This window comes from Avibacterium sp. 20-132 (genome assembly GCF_023611925.1).
Lineage (GTDB): Bacteria > Pseudomonadota > Gammaproteobacteria > Enterobacterales > Pasteurellaceae > Avibacterium.
Window position 1 is genome coordinate 1,803,468 of record NZ_CP091456.1, and the last position, 19,905, is coordinate 1,823,372.

Here is a 19,905-nt window from a genome sequence, read left to right on the forward strand (position 1 = left end):
TATGTACTGCAATAATATTATGCCTGAACTCTATCTCCATTCTGTTAGCCAAAATTTAGCAGACTGGGAGGGCATTCTTTATCACTTTAATGCCACAATTGAAGATAGCGAGGTTTGGGAAGTGGCTCGAGGTTGTGAGGAAATTCCTCATCTTGGCAATATTTACCAAAGCCTCGTTATTGGACGACTCGAAAGTCTCTTTTTTGAACAGATTAGTTTAGAGGAGGGCGATGAGCGAGTTAAGGTATTCACCTTTGTAAATGGTTTCGACAGCCATTTTTGTATTGATGGTGAAGCGATTAACACGCTTAATGCGTTTATGGCAAAAGTGGAAGAAATCAAATCCACATTACATTAACGTCCAAGTATGGCGAATGTTCGTCGTACTATATCCCATAAGGGAAACTTTCCCTATGGGAGGTTTTCCTTGAAATTTTGAATAAAAATTGAGGTGAACTTATGAACAATGAAAAGGAATATTTACCTAATTTATTGATAGGGTTATTTTTTATTTCAGCCGTTATTTTACTTTCACTAATCGTTATGTTGATATATGAGAACGTGACTGGAGAGGCTATTTTTTCTCGTTCGCCAATACAAGAAATTTGTATTGATGATGTTACTTACTTAAGGATAAAAAATGAAGTTTTAACGGTAAAAGTTGATACTGAAGGTAATCCTGTTCTATGTAAGTAAAATTAACTCACTAACCATAACCCGTTTATTGTGTAATAAACGGGTTTCTTATTGCCATTTATTCTCTAAATGTATGACTTAATAGCAAGAATGCTATGCGTTTATTTATTTCTATTGCCAGAATAAAAAATTATTCCACTTCCATCTTATCTTCTCCATAGTAAAGCGATAATTCATCAATTTAGCTTTGGAGAAGAACAATGAAAAAATCTTATTTTTCACTTTTAATTATAGGGTGTGTGAGTGTGACAATGCTCGGTTGTGTTCAACACCCTCAACAAGGTTTATCAACGGCTACTGAAACACAGGGCTTCCCCGAGCCAGAAGTGGTTATTGGACAAAATACCTCTCCGCCTTCAGTGAAATTTGAGCAAGTTATTGTGCCAGATATTTATCAAAGCTTAGATGAATCTAAAACACAAATAATCCGTCAGGGTCGTTATACGCTTGTGAACACTTCACCAGAAGAGGGACAGAAGTATTTACTGGAACAGATGGTGACGGTAAATATGTTGCCAAAGAAAAAAAACCTTAATGTGGTAACCGTTGAACAAGGTTTAACACGCACCTTGTCAGGCACAGGATTGCGTCTTTGTGCAGGTTCTCATTTTAATCAAACAGCGTCGCTCTTTTCGTTACCGCTCCCTAAAGTTCATCGTCAATTTGGACCAATCAAACTTCGTGAAGCCCTCCAAATGTTGGCAGGTCCTGCCTACGCAATGACGTTAAATGCGTTTAATCGTACGGTGTGTTTTACACCGCGTGATAAGCCTATTGATGTGGAAACCAAACGTGTCGAAATCATTTCAACCACGACAGAAACTGAGGTGATCAATGAATAAATTGGCTCAGTGGGTTTCATTGTCCATATTGGGGATAGGCATTTCGTTTCAGGGAAATGCGGATTCCTTAACGCATTCTTCATCGTTACTTTCAGCAACGTCAAGCCACACGACAACCCTTGAAAAGCAGCTAGATACACATCCCCTCACCCAATCCGAATTACAACAGAAAGCCCAGGAATGGGGATTGACCACTGAAGAATGGCAACGTTACCTTGAATTACAAAAAGGGGAGCGGGGAATATGGTCGCCGAATCTTGACCCCTTAACGACCTTGGGCATTGAAGCAAAAACCGAGGAAGAACGTACCCGATATGCTGAACTCTTAGCCCGTAAGATGTATGAACGTGTTGAACGGGAGCTTGCATTTCAGCGTGCCTATGATAAAGCCTTTGCCAAACTTTATCCTAATGAATTGCCGTTTGAGGTTGAACCGCATATTTCACAATCGGCTGGACGGGTGATTTATTTTACCCGTTTAGACAACTGTGCAAAATGTGAGGCGGATGTGAGCCGTATTCTTTCCCATGTAGGCAATAGCACCCCTGTCGATATTTATATCGTCGGCGGGAATAATAAAGCGATTCAAGCGTGGGCGAAGAAACATCAGATTGATCCGATTAAGGTGAAAAAACGGTTAATTACCCTAAATCACGATACGGGGTATTGGTTGCAGTATGCGAAAGGCAAAATGCCCGCCGCATTTCAAATTCAACAGGACGGACAATGGCAATCACTCGTTTATTAGTGGGGATTTTTGTGTTGTGTACCTGTACGGTTTCGGCACAGGCGTTTAGTTTTGGTCAAGACATCGATCAAGATATCCATAATGCGGCACGACATTATCAAGTGAGTGAGGCGATGTTAAGAGGTTTGGTGAAGATGGAAGATGGTTGGTATGGAAAACGTTCTCCAACAGGCGCATTAGGCGTTGGGCAGTTTACACAAAAAACGTGGAATTGGTTAGCACAGAGTACGCGAGGGAAAATGCTTGGAATGCGATTAATTACGCCCTCCAATCGTGGCACAAAATCCGATCCACGTCGTCATCACCGCACAAATACCTATGCCACTGCGTTATTAGCCCGTTGGCATTTGGAACAGTTTGCCTTACGTGGCATTAAACCGACTGATGAACATCTCTATCTTGCCCATAACATTGGTTTAGAGGGATTGCATCGAGCCTTGTTAGGGCGTGCGAATGCCGAAGATATTCGCAATATGCGTCGCAATGGTATGCGTAAAGGGATGTCGGTTGCGCAATTTCTTGCGTATCAAGGCCAGCGTTATCGACTGCATAAACACATTGCCAATAACCGAATCCATTTAAACGAACAAAACTATGCTTGGGTATCCCCTAAAAGTGCGGTGCAAAATCAAGCCATTTTTTGGGTTGAACCACAAGGTACACCGCTTGTTTGGGTTGAGCCAAAATAAACGATAAGAGAAATTTACGAGATTTGAAATATGATGAATAAAAAAATTGCTGCCATTATCAAATTTATTTTCAGCGTTGGGGTTTGTTTTCTCGTCGTTTATGGTTGTGTATGGCTCTATTTTTTCTCACCTGACCATTTTGAGACAACGATAGCTCAATTAGCTAGATTGCAAGGTTACCCTTTAGCCTATCAAGCCCTATTCAATCAGATTTATTGGGTTACGCTACTCATTAGTTTGAATTTTTCGGTGATAGGTTATTTCGTCTATGTGTGTTTTTTAAGGAGAAAATAAATGAACCTATTTCGTTCGCTTATTTTAGGTACGATGTTTGTTTTCTACACAAATACCGTTTCGGCAGAACTGCCCGTCATTGCCGATTTAGGTGGTGAAAGTGCGGTACGTTTTTATGAAGGAATTCAGCCTGAGGTGGACGGAAATACCTCCAATTTTCCGAATGCCATCCCTGATACCATTAGTGAGGCCGATATGCTCCCTGTGGTTTCCCATCGTTTAACCCCGGGTAAAGTCGGCCCGATAGCACTTGATCTTACTGGGATGTCACCGCTGTTTTTAGTGGGAGTAGATAACTTATCTCGTCAATGGCTTAAACAACATTATAACGTATTATTAGCCAATCAAGCGGTGGGGTTAGTGGTGAATGTAGCAACCCTTGAGGAATTGACCGCGCTACGTGAGCTTGCCCCAAATGTGCCATTATTACCAACCAGTGCGGACGATTTAAGTCGTCGTTTGAAGCTGAGTCATTATCCTGCACTAATCACTGAAACAGGGGTATCACAATAATGGCATCGAAGTATTTATTAGAAGGGCTACTGCGTCCCCCTGTGGAATTTTATCCCGCTGCGGCTCATGCTGCTTGTGCCTATATTTGTGCAGTAGCGCCTTGGTCTCTTGCCTTAAATCCTATGATTGGCTATGGACTTGCTGCGGGCTTTGGCGGGATCAGTTATTTTCGCTTTCGACAAGGGTGGCGTATTGTGCGTTATCATCGGAATTTAAAGCGTCTACCTTATTATGCGTTAACCAGTCGTCAAATTCCTGTTAGCCAGAAATTTTTATTTCTTGGTCGCGGATTTGAATGGCAACCTGAACATACTCAGCGATTGTATGATTGCTTTTCGGCAGAGGGAAAAAAATACCTCCGCTCTTCTAAATTTTTTAATCGAGCAAGAGAATATGAAAAACATCACGATAATTTTATTACTAAACTCACAACTTCTGACTCTCGCTTTAATCCCGTGAGACCCCTGCCGCCTGTTGAAGGGATTCCTGCAATTCATGGCATAGAACTCAATGAAGTTGATGTGATGCAGCCGTTAAATTCACGCGGTGGACATACGGCTGTTTTTGGCACGACGGGGGTAGGGAAAACCCGTTTTGCTGAGGTCCTTGTTACGCAAGATATTCATCGAGGGAAAACGCAAGCAGAGCGCGAAGTGGTCATCTTTTTTGATCCCAAAGGTGATCCCGATATGTTAAAACGGATGTATGCCGAAGCGAAACGGGCTGGACGTGATAAGGAATTTTATATGTTCCATTTGGGCTATCCTGAACGTTCAGCACGCTATAATCCTATTGGACGCTTTGGGCGTGTTTCAGAGGTTGCAGGGAGGATTTCAGGGCAGTTAAGTGGGGCGGGTAATTCTGCCGCCTTTAAAGAATTTGCTTGGCGTTTTGTTAATATTGTTGCAAGAGCTTTAGTTGAAATGGGGGAGCGTCCAAATTATTCGCAAATCTCTCGTTTTGTACAAAATATTGATTCCCTGTTTCTTAATTATGCTAAAACCTATTTTGATGCCCGTGATCCTGCACTTTGGCCACAGCTATTAAGCATTGCCGCAGGCGTTGATGTAAAAAATTTATCCTTTGGTATGAAAGACCGCCCACTGATTTGGGTGATCAATCAATATATTTTGGAAAATAAAATCTTCGATCCTGTTCTGGAGGGATTGGCGACGGCTGTACGTTATGATAAAACCTATTTTGATAAAATTGTGGCGTCATTATTACCGCTCTTGGAAAAATTGACCACGGGGAAAATCGAAGAGTTATTATCGCCAGACTATACGGATGTGAATGATGAACGACCGATTTTTGATTGGGAAGAAGTGATCCGTAAACGAGGCATTGTGTATGTTGGGCTTGATGCACTTTCTGATGCCACGGTTGCAGCAGCGGTAGGTAATAGTATGTTTGCCGATCTCGTTTCAATGGCTGGACATATTTATAAGCACGGTGTGAATGAAGGATTACCTGAGGCATTTGGCGGTTCAAATAAACCCGTAAAAATCAATTTACATTGCGATGAGTTTAATGAGCTGATGGGCGATGAATTTATCCCCCTTATCAATAAAGGACGTGGGGCAGGTATGCAAGTGACCGCCTATACCCAAACCATTGCCGATATTGAAGCCCGTTTGGGCAATCGTGCCAAAGCCGAGCAAACTATTGGGAACTTTAATACTTTGATTATGTTTCGGGTTAAATCGCCTGAAACCGCAAAATTGCTTACCGATCAACTGCATCGGGTGACGATTTTACAGAGTATGGTTACCTCAAGTGTGACCGACTCAAGCAATCCTGATGATGACAAAGCCTTCACTTCCAATACAGGAGAGCGGATTTCACAAAAAGAAGTGCCGTTATTAGATGTGGCGAATGTCACCAACCTCCCTAAGGGACAGGCATTTATTTTGATGAACGGGAGTACGTTATATAAAGTGCGAATGCCACTGCCTGCCATTGATAAAGACGATGTGATCCCCGCTTCGATGCAAGAACTTTTGGAGAAAATGCAAAAGCATTACCATGTGGCAGCAAATTGGTGGGAGCCTGCTTTTAAGGAATATACCCCCTCAAAAGATATTGCGAGTTCATTTGAAGAGATGATTGCAGAAGAACGTATTGCCAAGGTAGAGGTGGATTGGGGGAGCGATATTGATATGCCAGAAGAGGATGACGGCGAACCTGTCAGTCAAGTAGAGACTGAAGAAGACTTAGGAGAAGAAGAATGACGTTTGAAAAAGAAACTAATGTATTAGATTTACCAAATTGTACCATTAATTTTGACGCTGATTTTGCAGTCTCTTGTGGGTTACCTAATTCAGAAGCGTTGCTTGTTTATCTTGAGCCTTATTTGAATAAGTGGGTTGAAAGTCAAGATTCCGTGCATCAATTTGCCACAAAGTATGCTGATGAGGGCATCTCACTGTGGACAGCCAGTGATGTTCCTTTACGCGAAGAAGATATAGCAACACAACGAACCTGCTTTTATTTGGTGTCAACAAAAAATGAGCAAGGCTACGCCCTTATTCACTGTCAGTTATCGCATAAGGACGCACTTCAGTGAGTGAACAAACCTCAAGTTCAAGCAAGAAAAAAGGACCTTGTCATACAGTTTCAGCCTTATTGGCTGCATTGTTAATCTCCCTGTTATTAAGCATTCTCTTTGAATGGTTAGGTATTGCGTTTATTTGGCCTGAACAAGGTCATCTGCATAGCCAAGCGATGATGATTCAAGAATTAGGCTGGATTTCAGAAAGTGCAACACGCAGCCTCTTTGGTTATTCGCCGAGTGAGCTTGCCAATACTATTACCCTCACTTTGCATGATTGGCTATTTGTGAAAACTGGGTTTCAGCCTTGGTTACAGTCACCCAACAAACACAGTGATTGGGAATACTTGATTTACCATTATACGCGAGCCTATTTAGAGTCCATTATTTATGTGTCGATTACCTTTGTTGTGCGGTTGATTGTGATTATTTTTACCAGTCCGTTGTTTCTATTAGCCGCCTTTGCAGGTTTTACGGAGGGATTAATGATGCGTGATTTGCGTAAATTTGGCTCAGGACGAGAATCAAGTTTTTTGTATCACCATGCAAGACGCTACATTAAGCCTGTGATGATAGGCTCTTGGGTACTTTATTTGTCCATTCCTGTTTCTGTTTACCCGAATATTATTTTAATTCCTGCCGCATTTTTATTTGGTTTATCTATTTGTATTACGGCAGCGAGCTTTAAAAAATATTTATAACGTCGCACTGCATAGAATGAAATTTGAAGGAAATAGGAATTATTTCCTTCAATATTATTATGTCGTTTAATCTGAGTATCAGATTATTTATCTTTTTCGTGAGCCTCAACAATACCTTTGACGCTGTATCTATTTTTTCCCTAAAAACTCTCTCAATTCTGAATAGAATTTCTCATTAAATTCCCATTGTGTTTTTGGCAACCTTAACCCGAATCAATTTAAGTTAAGGAGTTGTCGATGAATCCGTTAGGAAAAAAGGTTTTATTTGCCGTATCAATGTCAATGATGACATTAACTGTGCAGGCTTCTGAAACTGCACAGTTAGCTCAGGCTATCAAGCAGCTTGAGGCTGCTCAGCTTTCACTTACGCGTGCCGAGGTACTCGCTCAGACCTCGGAGAAAAACCGTGAATATTTTGATTATCAGGCTGCACGTCGAGATATTAATGCGATTAAAAGTGGCATTAATCAATATATTAATCCAACACGTGCCATTCCTCGCGATCCCAACGCCTCTCGTCGCTTGCAAGAAGATTACACCAAATTAAGACATTAAGGAGGATAGTATGGCAAGTGATTATACCCCGCTTAAGGCTTTTGAAATTGCCAGTGGCTTGAATGCTACTGAGCTTCGTGCCTTCTTTGCGATTATTTTCGTGGCATTGTTGCTATTTGCTTATGTATGGGCAATGAAAAAAGGTTACAGCGGGTTATTCAGTGGGTTTAAGGGGGACATCTTTGACTACTTAAAATTGATTCTGAAAGGGGCAGCAGTGTTAATTGTTGTCGTGCTATTTTTCGTTTCTGAGAGGTAATTATGACTCTTTTTCATTCTTTTTTTCAACAAGTAAAACGCTCTTGGCAATGGGGAACACAGCGTTATTTGGCTTTTTCTGTTCTGTGTTTTGGGGCTGTGCAAAACGCCTTAGCCGCAGGACCTGACGCATCCAAAATTCCTGATTTTAAAATTCCTGGCGTGGATAGTAATACGACCGATCCGATGGAAATTGTTTTTATTGTGCTCAAATCATTAGTCACCCTTGCAGCAGTATTATTTTCAGCTTGGTGTATCTATGCCGTCGTTAGAGCCTTAATTAAAACTTATACGCAAGCAACAGATGAAAACGATAAAAAAGGTTGGGGTCCCTTTATTACCGCTTTGATTATTGGTTTTATTCTGATTTTCTTCTCGCTCTGGTTAGTGAAGATGGCCGTTGGACTTTTTTAATCTTATTTTGCTTACCTTTTGCTCACAGGATAGGGATATACCATGTCAAATCAAGAGGATATTCAATTTTTACCCACCCGACTTAATCGAGAAGCTACTGTGTACGGTGGGATGACGGTACCTGAATTTGGTATTGCAGCAGCGATCGGATTTGGGATTGGGTTGTTTTTGGGGCTTGTGCTGTGGGCAATTGGGCTGTCTTGGATTCTTGCCCCTGCTTTTGCGATGTTGATGTGCATTATTTTTGTACTGATTGGCAAAGTGGTGTTCGCACGCTTAAAGCGGGGCAAGCCTGAAGCCTATTTAAACCGTCTGATTGAAGAACGCATGGATTCGCTTTTAGGCGGCAATAAATTTATTCGGCGTGTCGGCTTTTGGGCCACTCGTCGTTCTTCAAGAGGACTGTTCTAAATGAGTAGATTGAAAAGTGAATTGAACCATAAAGATCGCCAATTAACCGTCGCTAAAATTGCGATCGTTTGCATCACCATTATTTGTTTTGCCTTGATGTTTATTATTTACACCTTCCCAAGCACCTTAAAAATCTTACTTCCCCCTGATTTAAGGGCTGGCAGCCAGCGACCTTGGTGGGAAGTGCCTACATCAACCGTGTATGCCTTTGCCTATCAAACCTTTCAGCAGCTTAATCGTTGGACACTTGATGGGACTCAAGATTACGAAAAAAACATTGAGGCATTAAAGCCTTTTTTGACGCCTTCATGTGAAGCCTTTTTGCAACAAGATTATGAGGATCGCCAACGTCATAGTGAATTGCGAGATCGTGTGCGTGGTGTGTATGAAATCCCAGGACGAGGATTTAGTGATGATCGCGTGATTGTCCATAGCCGAGATAGCTGGACGGTGAATTTGGATTTAAGTGTCGATGAGTATTACAAAGACGAACCTGTCAAACGTGTCTTAACCCGTTTCCCGATCAGTATTGTGCGAATGGATATTGATTCGCAGCGTAATCCTTGGGGGTTAGGTTTTAACTGTTATGCCTCAATACCCTTACGTTTAGAGGCAAGCGAGAGTGAGGAGAAAAAATAAATGAAGCGAAAAACCTTACGAAATTTGACCGCACTCTGTTGTGCTGTCATTGCGTGGAATGCTCAAGCCGAAATCTTAATGAAGTGGCAACGCCTCCCTTTGCCGATTGATTTGCAGGTGGAGAAAGAACGGGTCATTTTGGTCGATAAAAACGTCAAAGTGGGCTATCCAAAAGCCTTGGAGGGGAAAATCCGTTTACAATCCACAGGTGGGGCGGTCTATCTTAAAGCCTTAGCACCTTTTCCTACCGCACGGTTGCAGCTCAAAGATATGCTGACCAATGAAATTATTTTGCTAGATATTACCGCAAAAGAAAAGGTGGTCAATCCTCAAGAAACCGTTCGCTTGCTTTATGAGGGAAAATTAGAAAATCAATCAGGCAGTCTAAATCAAGATGAAGAGGCAGAAGAGCAAACTTCTACCTCTCTTCAATTACCGGTACCTGCCGCCCTGACCCGTTATGCCGCACAGATGTTTTATGCCCCATTGCGAACGGTTGAGCCCGTTCCAGGTATTCGCCAGATTGCACACGGTCTGCCGTCAAAAATCACGACCTTGTTACCTGCTTATCCTATTACAGCCACGCCACTGATGAGCTGGCAACTGGGTGATTATGTGGTCACCGCCATTCGCCTACAAAATAAAGGCGCCTCACGCCTTGACCTCGACCCACGTGAGCTGCAAGGGCGTTTTTATGCGGCGACCTTTCAACATCATTGGTTGGGGGGCGTTGGTTCAACGGAAGATACCACAACCCTTTATTTGGTCACGGAAGGGCGACCAAATCAAGCCATCATTCCTGAATCAAAAAAATACGTACCACCGAAAAAAGTTAAACGCACCAAAATTGTGGTGAAAAAAGTGATTGAGCAAACCCGTTCTGCAACGGTGAAGGAGGCACAAAATGAAAGCCAATAAGCTGTTTATTGTCATTGGTGCGATTATTTTTCTTATGGTCGGCGGTGTGTCCTATCTCTTATTTAGTGGTTCATCATCGCCTTCAAGCACAAAACCCAGTGTGTTGGATACCGCACTTAAAGATCTCACGCCTGAAGAAATCCGCCAACTTGGTTTAGAGGGAGATACCAAAAATGATACGGTTCGCACGTTAATTGGGGCGGCGAAAGAAAGTAACCGTCGTTATGAGAAAGTGATCTCGCAAAATGAAAAAATCCTCAAAGAAAATGAAACCTTGCGTAAACGTGAGCAAGATGTCCAGCAACAAGTCGATGAGGCGGTACAAAGCAAAACGCAAGAGCTACAAAATATGGTCGCGATGCTTCGCGAAGAGATGTCGCAGTTAGTACAAGGTCGCACGTCGTCTAATGAGTCAACCACGTATCAAGGTAATACAACCAATGGGATTGGCGTTGAGGAGGATACGGCGTTGCCTATCGGAAATGGTCAAGTGGGAACAGGGACAGAGGAAAACGGACAGCGCGTGGAATGGGTTAATCCTGATGATCAAATCGAAGATGAACGTAACCCCGCTAAAATTGGCTTCCCAAACCTTAATGCATTCAATAGCACATCGGGTAAGAAAGGATTACCTTTTATTTCAGGCAGTGATGAGAATGATCGTGGCACAACCTCTTCAAATTCATCAAGTGGGAAACAAAAAAGTAAAATTGCGGTTTACACGATCCCTGAAAATTCAACGTTGATGGGATCAACGTCAATGACCGCCTTGTTAGGGCGTATCCCAATTGGTAATGCGGTGAACGATCCTTACCCTTTTAAAGCCATTATTGGGCGAGATAATTTAATTGCTAATGGCATTGAACTGCCAGACATCGAACAAGCCATTGTGTCAGGGACGACAACAGGGGATTGGACCTTATCTTGCGTGCGCGGCAAGGTCAAAAGTTTGACCTTTGTATTTAGTGATGGACGGATTGTTACCCATGGCAACCAGGGCAAAGGGGATGAAAAAATTGGCTGGTTATCCGACCCGCACGGTATCCCTTGCATTCCTGGTGAGCGGAAAACTAATGCTCCTGAATATTTAGGCACGCATTTCTTATTGGCTGCCGCGGGCGCAGCCGCACAAGGTTACTCGCAAGCTCAAACTACAACGGTGGTTGATGGCAATACGGTTGTCGGTGCGGTAACGGGACAGCAAGGCAAATATGTGGTAGGCCAAGCACTTGGGCAAGGCATTCAAGAAACCGCAAATTGGTTTAAAGAGCGTTATGGGCAGAATTTTGATGCCATTTATGTACCACCTGGACACCCTATTGCGATCCACATTGATAAAGCCATTGATATTGATTACGACCTCAACGGACGTAAAGTGAAATATGCCCAATTTTCTCGTTCCTCTCAGCTTGATTAAGACTTCAATTAAGGAATTTGCTATGAAAAGAAGACAAATTTTTACCGCACTTATCACGTTTTGTGTATTGTCCGCTTGCTCAACTTCACAAAAAGCCTTATTGCCAACAGGGGAGGAAACAATGCAGGCGATTTGGAATAAAGGCGGCAGTGGCGCACAGTTACAGGTTTATCGTGATAGTAACAACCGTCAGCTTGATCCTGTCAATTATATCGGGTTTAAAGAACAACAGGATTATACCCGCACAGCGGAAAATGAAATTAAAAACCTTTTTCCCAAGCTCCCTAATCCAGATTTAATTATGTATGTGTATCCTCATTTATCGGCATCAGGTGAGCCAATGCCGATCCCAGGGTATTCCACGGTGATCCCCTTTTATAGTCGCGTACAGTATGCTCAACCAGGTGAACGAACAAGGGGGTTATAATGGGCGTATTTTCAGACGTATTGACGTCCTTTTTTCCTGATAAGACGGTGGCTTCTCGTCCAGAAAAAAGCGAGGACGTAGAGAAAAACGTTGAGAAGGAAATGCATTCCTCTGAGCATTCATCTGGGTTTTCAGTGCCTCATACCGTGAGGCGGAGTGGAAAATTAACCCAAGCAGCACATCATCAGAGACTCTATAGCAAACAACCCTCTTTTGTAGATTATCTGCCGTGGGGCGAATTTTTAGAACAAGAAGGCGTGATGTTATTAGATGATGTTCGCAGTGTTGGCGTGGTATTTGATGTTAAACCTATTGGTACGGAAGGGCGTGGCGAAGACTATTTAAGTCGTGTACGAAGCCTTGTTAAAGACGCACTGCAAGACAGTTTTGATGAATTAGATAATTACCCGTACGTTGTGCAGTTTTATTGTCAAGATGAACAAGATTTACGTCCTTATGTGGAAAGTCTGAAAGACTATATTGCCCCTGATATTTTGCAAACTGCGTTTACGCAAGAATGGCTGAAAAATACGGCAAAGCATTTAAACGATATTAGCAAACCTGGGGGCTTATTTGTTGATGATCGTATTACTAACACCATTTGGTCTGGACGCATTCGTCGTACCAGAATGGTCATCTATCGTTATGTGGGGAAAAATGAAGAACAAAGCGCGGTAGAAAGTTTAAATAATGCCTGTGAGCGAGTAGTTGGTGCATTAACGACCGCGGGGCTTCACTTAACACGCCAAACAGGCGAGCAGATCCATCAATGGCTTCTACGTTGGTTTAATCCCAATCCTGCGATGGCTTTTGATCTTGATAATGGTAGCTGTTATGACAAACTGCATCAACCAACAAGCGATGACTTGCCGTTTGTTGGGCAAGATTTTTCTGAAAATCTCTTTTATAACCAACCTGAAAGTAAAGATGACTATTGGTATTTTGATGGATTGCCACACGAAGTGGTGGTTGTAGATAACCTAAGAAATACCCCCGCCATTGGGCATTTTACCGGTGAGGTACGACGTGGTAAGAATATTAATGCTTTATTCGACTTGTTGCCTGAATCGACCATTATGGTTACAACCATTGTGGTGTATCCGCAAGACAAATTAGAAGCCCATCTTGAACGAATTAGCAGCCGTGCGGTAGGCGAAAATTATGAATCGATTTACCTGAAACAAGATGTTAAAACCGTGATGGAATACCTCAAAGATGGTCACAAGCTCTATCAAGCCAGTCTGGCTTTTTATCTTCGTGGTAAAGATGAAAAAGAACTCAAGCGACGTTCTCGTGAGCTTAGAACCATTTTATTGAGTAACAATCTTGTTCCCGTCAAAGAAAATGCTGAAATTGCGCCGTTGAACAGTTATCTCCGTTGGTTGCCAATGAATTTCAATCCACAGTTGGATATGAAAACGCATTACTATACCAAGTATTATTTTGTGCAGCACCTCGCTAATATGTTGCCTGTCTTTGGGCGTGAAACAGGCACTGGACACCCTGGCATTACCTATTTTAATCGCGGTGGTTCACCTTTGGATTTTGACCCCATTAATCCGAAAGACAGAGCCAAAAATGCCCATAAATTGCTGTTAGGACCAACAGGGTCGGGAAAATCAGCCACATTGAATGCCCAAATGGCACAACTGATGGCGGTACATCGACCACGTCTCTTTGTGGTTGAAGCAGGAAACTCCTTTGGCTTATTTGCCGATTACGCCCAACGTTATGGCTTAACGGTCAACCGTATCTCCCTTGAACCGAGCAGTGATATTGCCTTACCGCTTTTTTCCGAAGCGCATAAACTCCTCGAAATGAACGTCGATGTTGAGGCAGTTATTGATGAGGAAGAAGAGGACGAAGAGGGCAGTGAGCAACGTGATTTATTAGCTGAAATGGAATTGACTACGCGCTTAATGATCACGGGCGGTGAGATGAAAGAAGATGACAAAATGAGTCGTGCCGACCGTGCCCAAATCCGTCGCGCCATTATGATGGCCGCAGAAAAAACCTATGCCGAGGGGAGACAAACCCTCGCGGGTGATGTAAGAGATGCGTTAGAGGCGTTGAGTCAACACCCCGATACCCGAGAAGAACGGCGTGCAAGATTGGCTGAAATGGCTGAGGCAATGGATATGTTTTGTACGGGAATCAATGGGAAGTTTTTTAACCGTGAAGGGGAGATTTGGCCAGAGGCTGATATTACGCTTGTGGACTTAGCGATGTTTGCGCGAGAAGGCTATGAAGCAGAACTTGCCATAGCTTACATTTCCTTGATCAACCATATCAACAGTCTTGGGGAAAAATATCAACATAGTTTTCGTCCTATCGTTAATATTACCGATGAATCCCATATTATCACCGTTAATCCCTTACTCGCCAAGTTTTTGGTAAAAGGGTCAAAAATGTGGCGAAAACTAGGCATTTGGTTGTGGCTGGCCACACAAAATATGGAAGATTTTCCGAAAGAGGCCGCGAAATTGCTTAGTATGATTGAATGGTGGGAGTTGCTGAATCTCACCAATGATGAAATCGAAGAAGTAAACCGTTTTCGTCGATTGTCGGAGGCTCAAAAACTGATGTTATTGTCAGCGAAAAAAGCCGATAAAAAATATACCGAAGGTGTGGTGCTGGCAACGAATATGGAAGCCTTATTCCGTGTTGTGCCACCGAGTATTTATCTCGCTTTAGGAATGACTGAAAAACACGAAAAAGCGCAACGACGTGCCATTATGGCAGAACATCAATGCAGTGAACTAGATGCGGCACTAATTATGGCGACACAGATTGATAAAGCAAGAGGAATTGAGAATGTCGAATACAAGCATTAAGTCATCTTATACGGGTCTCTTATTTCGAGCTGACCCAATTATTCGACCCTTTAATCTTGCCCCAGTTTTGCAAGATTTAGAGAGGCTTTGTAAGCAGATTTTGGCAAGAGTGGGGGATGTACAACAGTTTATTTTGTATCCTCATCGCGTGTTCAAACAACGTGCGTGGCATATTAAGGTGATTGGCGAGAAAGGGATCACCTACCTTTTACTCAATATTGGCGGGTATTATCAATTTGTTAGCGAGATGAATGCCACACGGCTTTCTTTAAGTGTTGCTGATGACATTGATGCCTTTTGGTTTGCCTATGCCTTGAGCGAAAGGCTTGCTGTTCCTCCAACGATTCCGACTGGGCTATTTGGAGGATACACACAATGAAACCCCGTTCAAAAACACGCAAAATATTGGCCGCACTTTTAATCGGCGTATTGCTCTTTTTTAGTGTGCTTTTGCTTGGCGTGGTATTGGTTACCTATATGCCAGGACTTAATTTAACACAGTGGCTGCAGGAAACCGCCAATGGCTGGTTTGCTTGGCGGCTTTTCTTGTATGCAGTGGTGATAGGATTAATGTATCGCATTTATCGTGTTCGTCCATTCTCCGTTAAACTTTGGGGATTAGTGATAGCGGTATTCTTCACCGTTGAAGGGCTGAATTTTCTGTATCGATTATAAATGGGAGAATAAGATGACGTTTAATGTGGATAGCTATCTTGAATATTTTCTCACGTTATTGGGTTGGATAATCAACAATGGTTTATTTGGATTGCTTGCCAGTACAGGCTTATTTATTGCGCCTTTAATTGGCGTACTGATTAAAACGTGGTTAGAGGTGAAAAAGCAAGGGGCAGATGAAGGGAACAAAGGCGAATTACTGATTGATTGGCTAGGCATACAATTTTTTCCTGCAATGCTGGTGATTGTGATTACCCTTGCCCCGATGTTGCCGATTTCGCTGAATAATATGGCTTACAATGTGGAGCAATCGAAGCATTGTGGCTATAAAGTGCCGTTAGCACCTGAAAAAACAGGTTATGCCAGTATGGTGAGTGAGTTCGCCGATAAACAAGCCAAAGTACCCTTGTTGTGGGGATTAGTACACGCCATTAATAAGGGGATTTTGCATGGGGCGGTTTCAACCATTCCTTGTAAACCTGACTTACGTCAAATTCGCTTTGAGGTGCAACACGAAAAAATTAACAACCCCGCACTGCTGACCGAAGTCCGTCAATTTGTGCAGCAATGTTATTTGCCTGCTCGTCGTAAAGTGTTGGATAGCCAAGTAGCAATGAATGCCGCACAAGCCCGAGAAGTAAGCTGGCTTGGTGGGAAAATTTTAGTGAACAATAGTGAACTTTACCCTCGTTATCGAGCGATGCAACCGATGCAACGTTGGGCTTATGAACCTAACCGTGATCAGGGATTACCCAATACGGGTGAGGGCGGTTTTCCTCATTGCGATGAATGGTGGGCAGATAGCCAAGTAGGGTTAAAAGATATGCTACTTTCGGATATGCGACAAAATTTATCGGTGAAATTAGGCGAGCTGTTTACTGATGCGAATATTCAAGATGAGGCGTTACTTCGCACCTTATTACGCCCTGAAAATATTAATATTTCAAGGGGGAAAGCCTATGAGGGGTACGGTGGTAGTTTAGATTCTACGCTAACCAATAATGTCTCTTCAGTGGTATCCGCATTGGGGATTACGGCGGGCAGCCTTGCCGCTTACCCTGGTTTTGATGCAATGCGTAATGCGTTGCCTATGATCCAAGCCTTGCTGATTATGGCAGTGATTATTTTAACGCCGATGGTCATTATATTTAGTGGCTATTCCTTAAAAGCGATTGTGACGTTGATGTTTGTGCAGTTTGCATTAGTGACCGTGTCATTTTGGTGGGAGTTAGCACGTTGGTTGGATTCGTTTTTTATCAGTATTTTATATAACTCACCAGGTCATCAGTCGGAGGTGAGTCTGAGTTGGGCATTTTTAAAAAATGACCGTGATGATGTAATTATGAGTTTTGTGCTGGGAATGATGTTTTTGATCTTGCCTGGACTTTGGGTTACGGCAATGTCTTGGGCTGGAGTGAATGTAGGAAAATTGGCAGATCATTTCACACAAGGTTCACGACAAGTTAAAGAAAGTGGCTCAAATGGAACGAATATTGTTCAATCTGGTGCGAAAACAATGTCGAAATAAATAATGAAAAATAGCAAAGTCATTCTTGATTTTGCTATTTAATCATCATCGGTTCTTATATCACCGACATAAAATCCAAACCCTAAGTCTCCGTCTCTATAACCATCTTCAGTATCTTTCTTGGCATCATCAGTTGAAAAAATTTCACTGAAGAAATTTAAGATACCTTTTACATCTTCAGGAAAAAATTTAAAAGCCATGATTAAAGCTAACAAAATTGTGAATGCGGTCAAATAGTAAAATACACCAAAGAGCAAGACAGAAATGCCGAGAATGATAACCGCTTTAAGCCATTTAGACACCTGCCAGCATTTAAATTTGTTAATCACATTTTCTGTCTTATCAACGAATTTTGCAAAACGTGTCATTTTCATTTTTGCCTCCGTTTATGATCTTCATAGGGTTGTACAATTTATATGCTGATTATTTTTGTCCTCTTGTGTGGAAAAGTCAATAGGCAATTTATAATGAATTTGCGTAATCATTTGACATTACAGAAAATAAAGTTACACTAAATCCGTATCATAAAATGATACAAATGTGTTTGAATGAACGACCAATGAATTAAGGAGAGGCTGAATTTTCGTTTATCGAAAGATATACGTTTTGCCTACTATGACTATGAGATTACAAGTAAAACAATGGGGTAATAGTAAAGCGATTCGTTTACCGAAAGGCTTTACTGAATCAATGAATTTAAATATGGGCGATTTTTTAGAGTTAGAAAAGGTGAATGACAATACAATCAAAATCGTCATTGTTCCTAATTCGCCGAAAAAACGAAGACTCAGTTTAACTGAACGTATCGCAATGACCTCTACTGACCAACTCCCCGTTATTGAAGAATGGGATTCCCTTACACCAATAGGGAATGAAATTTAATGGCTAAATACAATTTTAAAAGAGGTGATATTATTACTGTATGCTTAAATCCTGTTGTAGGAAACGAGCTACAAGGGGAGAGTCGTCCTGCCTTGGTACTAAGTGATCATACTTTTCATAATCTCGGATTTATGATGATTGCTCCTATTACACAAGGTAATGCTACACTTGCGAGAAATAACGGTTTTGCCGTAACACTAAGTGGGACAGGTTGTAAAACACAAGGTGTTATTGTGGCGTACCAAGCCAGAATTATTGATTTTAAAGGGAGAAATGCAAAGAAAGTGGAGTCAGTGCCTGACTATATTTTAGCTGAAACACAGGATATTATTGAGGCAATACTGAAAGACTAAATTGTTAGTTACAATTAAAAAGGTTCTTTTTCTTGTACTTGTAGTTGTTCTCTATCGGACATAAAATCTGCTGATGCGACCCGTTCATCATTAAACCAGTTATCCCAAATTTCATTAGCAGGAGTGATATTTGTATCAATAACGATTGGATTATAAATTGTTTCTTTCATCATCAATTGGCTTATCTAATTCATCTTGTGTTGCAATAAAAAGGAGCGGTTTGTCATACTTTATTGGGTATCAGTATAGTTATCTAAAGCCTGTTCAAGAGCAAGAAAATCATTTGATAGACTACTATAAAATTTATTTTTCTTATTAACAACAAGATAATACATTTTTTCAGCTTTACGCAGAATTTTGTCAGTATTGAAGATAATGATTCGACGCTGAGAGAGAAGTAAATTCTTGTAATTATTGTCTGTGATAGTGTTAATATAGATTTTATTTACTGCACTTTCAGGAACGGGAATCATGTTGTTTAATCGAATGACTCCTAACAGAGTTTTATTGTCTTTTTTAAGGATTTTAAATAAAGTAGGGTTGCTATCGGCTATTTTTGCGTATTTTTCTTTTGGAGATGATAAGGGGGCAAAATATTTATAACCTTTGACCGTCAATACTATACCGATATAAGGCTTTTGATGCTCTGATTTTGAATAATTATCTTCAATCCCATTATTCCCCATACTTTTTAAATATTGGATATAGCTGTCATTAATGTAACATAGCTCAAGCGTATTATTTTCCATAATTTTAGTCCTACATAGCAAAAAAGAGCAGTTAAACTGCCCTTTTTTACCTTTACTTTAATATTCGCATTATACGGCAGCGAAGCACCTACTTGTAAAACTCGCATTATACGGCAGCGAAGCACCTACTTGTAAAACTCGCATTATACGGCAGCGAAGCACCTAAATTAAGTAGCACTATGGCAGCTTACGCCTTTCAACTTTAAATATAGACGCTTTTCATAAAAATATCAAGAGTTTTATAAGAAGAGAATGATGCTTGTTAAGGCTGTCAAGAAACGCTGCGTAATATAGGGAAATTTGTCAATCAAAGCACGCAATTCTAGCTATTGCGTGCTTTGATTAGCTAGGAGGAAGTTAATCGGTTAGTTATTCATTAAATTAATTTCAAAATTATTTGAAATCGGTTTTTTCAAGCTACATTTCACTAGTGTTGTTGGGTCATTATTGCTGTTTGGTTCAACTCTGAAAAGCCCTGCAAAGAGTGGTTTTTCATCACCCATTGATTCTTGGTATTGCATATAATAGCTATACTTCGGATCGCTGAATTCAAGTGAGTATAACACATAGCCTGAACGGCTCACGATATGAGAATTCGTTCTCTCCAATATTTGACTTATTGGGTTAGTCACTTTGAGACCTTGATAAGATAGTACATAATTACTCCCTGCTTTTTCGACTAAAAGTTTTTTCCCTTGTGCGGTAGAGCAGGAAAAAATAGGTTTTGTTTCCGCTTGAGCAGGCATCATCGTGAGAAATGTGGCCATTGCTAATGTTGAAAAAAGCAGTTTTTTATGTCTCATATTTTTCT

At 41.5% G+C, this 19,905-nt stretch carries 28 protein-coding genes; 24 read left to right on the forward strand and 4 right to left on the reverse strand.

The genetic code is table 11. The annotated features are described in order from the left end of the window. Window position 1: 1 nt before the first annotated feature. From L4F93_RS08615 to L4F93_RS08720, 22 genes are all read left to right on the forward strand, one after another. A complete protein-coding gene (locus L4F93_RS08615; RefSeq protein WP_250349902.1) occupies window positions 2-358 on the forward strand; it encodes a hypothetical protein in 357 nt (118 codons plus the stop codon). Between the two features lie 101 nt (window positions 359-459). Continuing rightward, window positions 460-696 carry a hypothetical protein gene (locus tag L4F93_RS08620; RefSeq protein WP_250349903.1) on the forward strand — a complete coding sequence of 79 codons (237 nt, stop codon included), beginning with the start codon at window positions 460-462 and terminating at the stop codon, window positions 694-696. Window positions 697-896: 200 nt separating this feature from the next. Then, window positions 897-1,538, forward strand: a complete 642-nt coding sequence (gene pilL2, locus L4F93_RS08625) for a PFGI-1 class ICE element type IV pilus protein PilL2 (RefSeq protein WP_250349904.1) — start codon at window positions 897-899, stop codon at window positions 1,536-1,538. After that, a complete protein-coding gene (locus L4F93_RS08630) occupies window positions 1,531-2,286 on the forward strand; it encodes a TIGR03759 family integrating conjugative element protein (protein ID WP_250349905.1) in 756 nt (251 codons plus the stop codon). Before pilL2 ends, L4F93_RS08630 begins: the two co-directional genes overlap by 8 nt. Beyond that, on the forward strand, window positions 2,265-2,975 hold the full coding sequence (locus tag L4F93_RS08635; RefSeq protein WP_250349906.1) for a lytic transglycosylase domain-containing protein: 711 nt from the start codon (window positions 2,265-2,267) through the stop codon (window positions 2,973-2,975). Before L4F93_RS08630 ends, L4F93_RS08635 begins: the two co-directional genes overlap by 22 nt. A 30-nt stretch (window positions 2,976-3,005) precedes the next feature. After that, window positions 3,006-3,269, forward strand: a complete 264-nt coding sequence (locus L4F93_RS08640; protein WP_250349907.1) for a hypothetical protein — start codon at window positions 3,006-3,008, stop codon at window positions 3,267-3,269. Further along, complete coding sequence (locus L4F93_RS08645; protein WP_250349908.1) at window positions 3,270-3,782, forward strand: integrating conjugative element protein; 513 nt, start codon at window positions 3,270-3,272, stop codon at window positions 3,780-3,782. Continuing rightward, the gene (traD, locus tag L4F93_RS08650) at window positions 3,782-6,013 is read left to right on the forward strand and encodes a type IV conjugative transfer system coupling protein TraD (protein WP_250349909.1); all 2,232 of its coding nucleotides are present in this window, start codon (window positions 3,782-3,784) and stop codon (window positions 6,011-6,013) included. The genes L4F93_RS08645 and traD overlap by 1 nt, the downstream gene beginning before the upstream one ends. Continuing rightward, on the forward strand, window positions 6,010-6,348 hold the full coding sequence (locus L4F93_RS08655; RefSeq protein WP_250349910.1) for a hemophilus-specific protein: 339 nt from the start codon (window positions 6,010-6,012) through the stop codon (window positions 6,346-6,348). The genes traD and L4F93_RS08655 overlap by 4 nt, the downstream gene beginning before the upstream one ends. After that, window positions 6,345-7,034: a TIGR03747 family integrating conjugative element membrane protein gene (locus tag L4F93_RS08660; RefSeq protein ID WP_250349911.1), complete on the forward strand. Its 690-nt coding sequence runs from the start codon at window positions 6,345-6,347 to the stop codon at window positions 7,032-7,034. The genes L4F93_RS08655 and L4F93_RS08660 overlap by 4 nt, the downstream gene beginning before the upstream one ends. Window positions 7,035-7,310: 276 nt before the next feature. Further along, window positions 7,311-7,589 (forward strand): integrative conjugative element protein, RAQPRD family, encoded by a 279-nt coding sequence (locus L4F93_RS08665; protein WP_442778838.1) that lies wholly within the window; start codon window positions 7,311-7,313, stop codon window positions 7,587-7,589. Window positions 7,590-7,599: 10 nt separating this feature from the next. Beyond that, the gene (locus tag L4F93_RS08670) at window positions 7,600-7,848 is read left to right on the forward strand and encodes a DUF3262 family protein (protein WP_250349913.1); all 249 of its coding nucleotides are present in this window, start codon (window positions 7,600-7,602) and stop codon (window positions 7,846-7,848) included. A gap of 2 nt (window positions 7,849-7,850) precedes the next feature. After that, window positions 7,851-8,261, forward strand: a complete 411-nt coding sequence (locus tag L4F93_RS08675; protein WP_250349914.1) for a DUF2976 domain-containing protein — start codon at window positions 7,851-7,853, stop codon at window positions 8,259-8,261. Between the two features lie 42 nt (window positions 8,262-8,303). Next, window positions 8,304-8,672: a TIGR03750 family conjugal transfer protein gene (locus tag L4F93_RS08680; protein ID WP_250349915.1), complete on the forward strand. Its 369-nt coding sequence runs from the start codon at window positions 8,304-8,306 to the stop codon at window positions 8,670-8,672. Then, window positions 8,673-9,311, forward strand: coding sequence for a PFL_4703 family integrating conjugative element protein (locus tag L4F93_RS08685; protein ID WP_250349916.1), 639 nt, complete (start codon window positions 8,673-8,675; stop codon window positions 9,309-9,311). Next, on the forward strand, window positions 9,312-10,229 hold the full coding sequence (locus tag L4F93_RS08690) for a TIGR03749 family integrating conjugative element protein (RefSeq protein ID WP_250349917.1): 918 nt from the start codon (window positions 9,312-9,314) through the stop codon (window positions 10,227-10,229). Further along, on the forward strand, window positions 10,216-11,646 hold the full coding sequence (locus tag L4F93_RS08695) for a TIGR03752 family integrating conjugative element protein (protein WP_250349918.1): 1,431 nt from the start codon (window positions 10,216-10,218) through the stop codon (window positions 11,644-11,646). Before L4F93_RS08690 ends, L4F93_RS08695 begins: the two co-directional genes overlap by 14 nt. Before the next feature lie 22 nt (window positions 11,647-11,668). After that, window positions 11,669-12,073 carry a TIGR03751 family conjugal transfer lipoprotein gene (locus L4F93_RS08700; protein ID WP_110478407.1) on the forward strand — a complete coding sequence of 135 codons (405 nt, stop codon included), beginning with the start codon at window positions 11,669-11,671 and terminating at the stop codon, window positions 12,071-12,073. Next, on the forward strand, window positions 12,073-14,907 hold the full coding sequence (locus L4F93_RS08705) for a conjugative transfer ATPase (protein WP_250349919.1): 2,835 nt from the start codon (window positions 12,073-12,075) through the stop codon (window positions 14,905-14,907). The genes L4F93_RS08700 and L4F93_RS08705 overlap by 1 nt, the downstream gene beginning before the upstream one ends. After that, complete coding sequence (locus L4F93_RS08710; protein ID WP_250349920.1) at window positions 14,888-15,286, forward strand: hypothetical protein; 399 nt, start codon at window positions 14,888-14,890, stop codon at window positions 15,284-15,286. Before L4F93_RS08705 ends, L4F93_RS08710 begins: the two co-directional genes overlap by 20 nt. Next, window positions 15,283-15,582, forward strand: a complete 300-nt coding sequence (locus L4F93_RS08715; RefSeq protein ID WP_250349921.1) for a hypothetical protein — start codon at window positions 15,283-15,285, stop codon at window positions 15,580-15,582. Before L4F93_RS08710 ends, L4F93_RS08715 begins: the two co-directional genes overlap by 4 nt. Before the next feature lie 13 nt (window positions 15,583-15,595). Next, window positions 15,596-17,110 (forward strand): conjugal transfer protein TraG N-terminal domain-containing protein, encoded by a 1,515-nt coding sequence (locus tag L4F93_RS08720; protein ID WP_250349922.1) that lies wholly within the window; start codon window positions 15,596-15,598, stop codon window positions 17,108-17,110. Between the two features lie 38 nt (window positions 17,111-17,148). Here the strand turns inward: L4F93_RS08720 and L4F93_RS08725 are convergent, their stop codons facing one another. Continuing rightward, entirely contained in the window at window positions 17,149-17,484 is a 336-nt protein-coding gene (locus L4F93_RS08725) for a DUF3742 family protein (protein WP_250349923.1), read from the reverse strand. Between the two features lie 241 nt (window positions 17,485-17,725). On the opposite strand from L4F93_RS08725, the gene L4F93_RS08730 reads away from it, so the two are divergent. Then, the gene (locus L4F93_RS08730) at window positions 17,726-17,992 is read left to right on the forward strand and encodes an AbrB/MazE/SpoVT family DNA-binding domain-containing protein (protein ID WP_250349924.1); all 267 of its coding nucleotides are present in this window, start codon (window positions 17,726-17,728) and stop codon (window positions 17,990-17,992) included. Beyond that, window positions 17,992-18,345, forward strand: coding sequence for a type II toxin-antitoxin system PemK/MazF family toxin (locus L4F93_RS08735; protein WP_250349925.1), 354 nt, complete (start codon window positions 17,992-17,994; stop codon window positions 18,343-18,345). The genes L4F93_RS08730 and L4F93_RS08735 overlap by 1 nt, the downstream gene beginning before the upstream one ends. Window positions 18,346-18,359: 14 nt before the next feature. Here L4F93_RS08735 and L4F93_RS08740 read toward each other — a convergent pair whose 3' ends face one another. From L4F93_RS08740 to L4F93_RS08750, 3 genes are all read right to left on the reverse strand, one after another. Further along, entirely contained in the window at window positions 18,360-18,518 is a 159-nt protein-coding gene (locus L4F93_RS08740) for a hypothetical protein (protein ID WP_326938198.1), read from the reverse strand. 57 nt (window positions 18,519-18,575) lie between these two features. Beyond that, complete coding sequence (locus tag L4F93_RS08745; protein WP_250349926.1) at window positions 18,576-19,094, reverse strand: type III toxin-antitoxin system ToxN/AbiQ family toxin; 519 nt, start codon at window positions 19,092-19,094, stop codon at window positions 18,576-18,578. A 365-nt stretch (window positions 19,095-19,459) separates the two neighbouring features. Further along, complete coding sequence (locus L4F93_RS08750) at window positions 19,460-19,897, reverse strand: hypothetical protein (RefSeq protein ID WP_250349927.1); 438 nt, start codon at window positions 19,895-19,897, stop codon at window positions 19,460-19,462. Window positions 19,898-19,905: the final 8 nt, after the last annotated feature.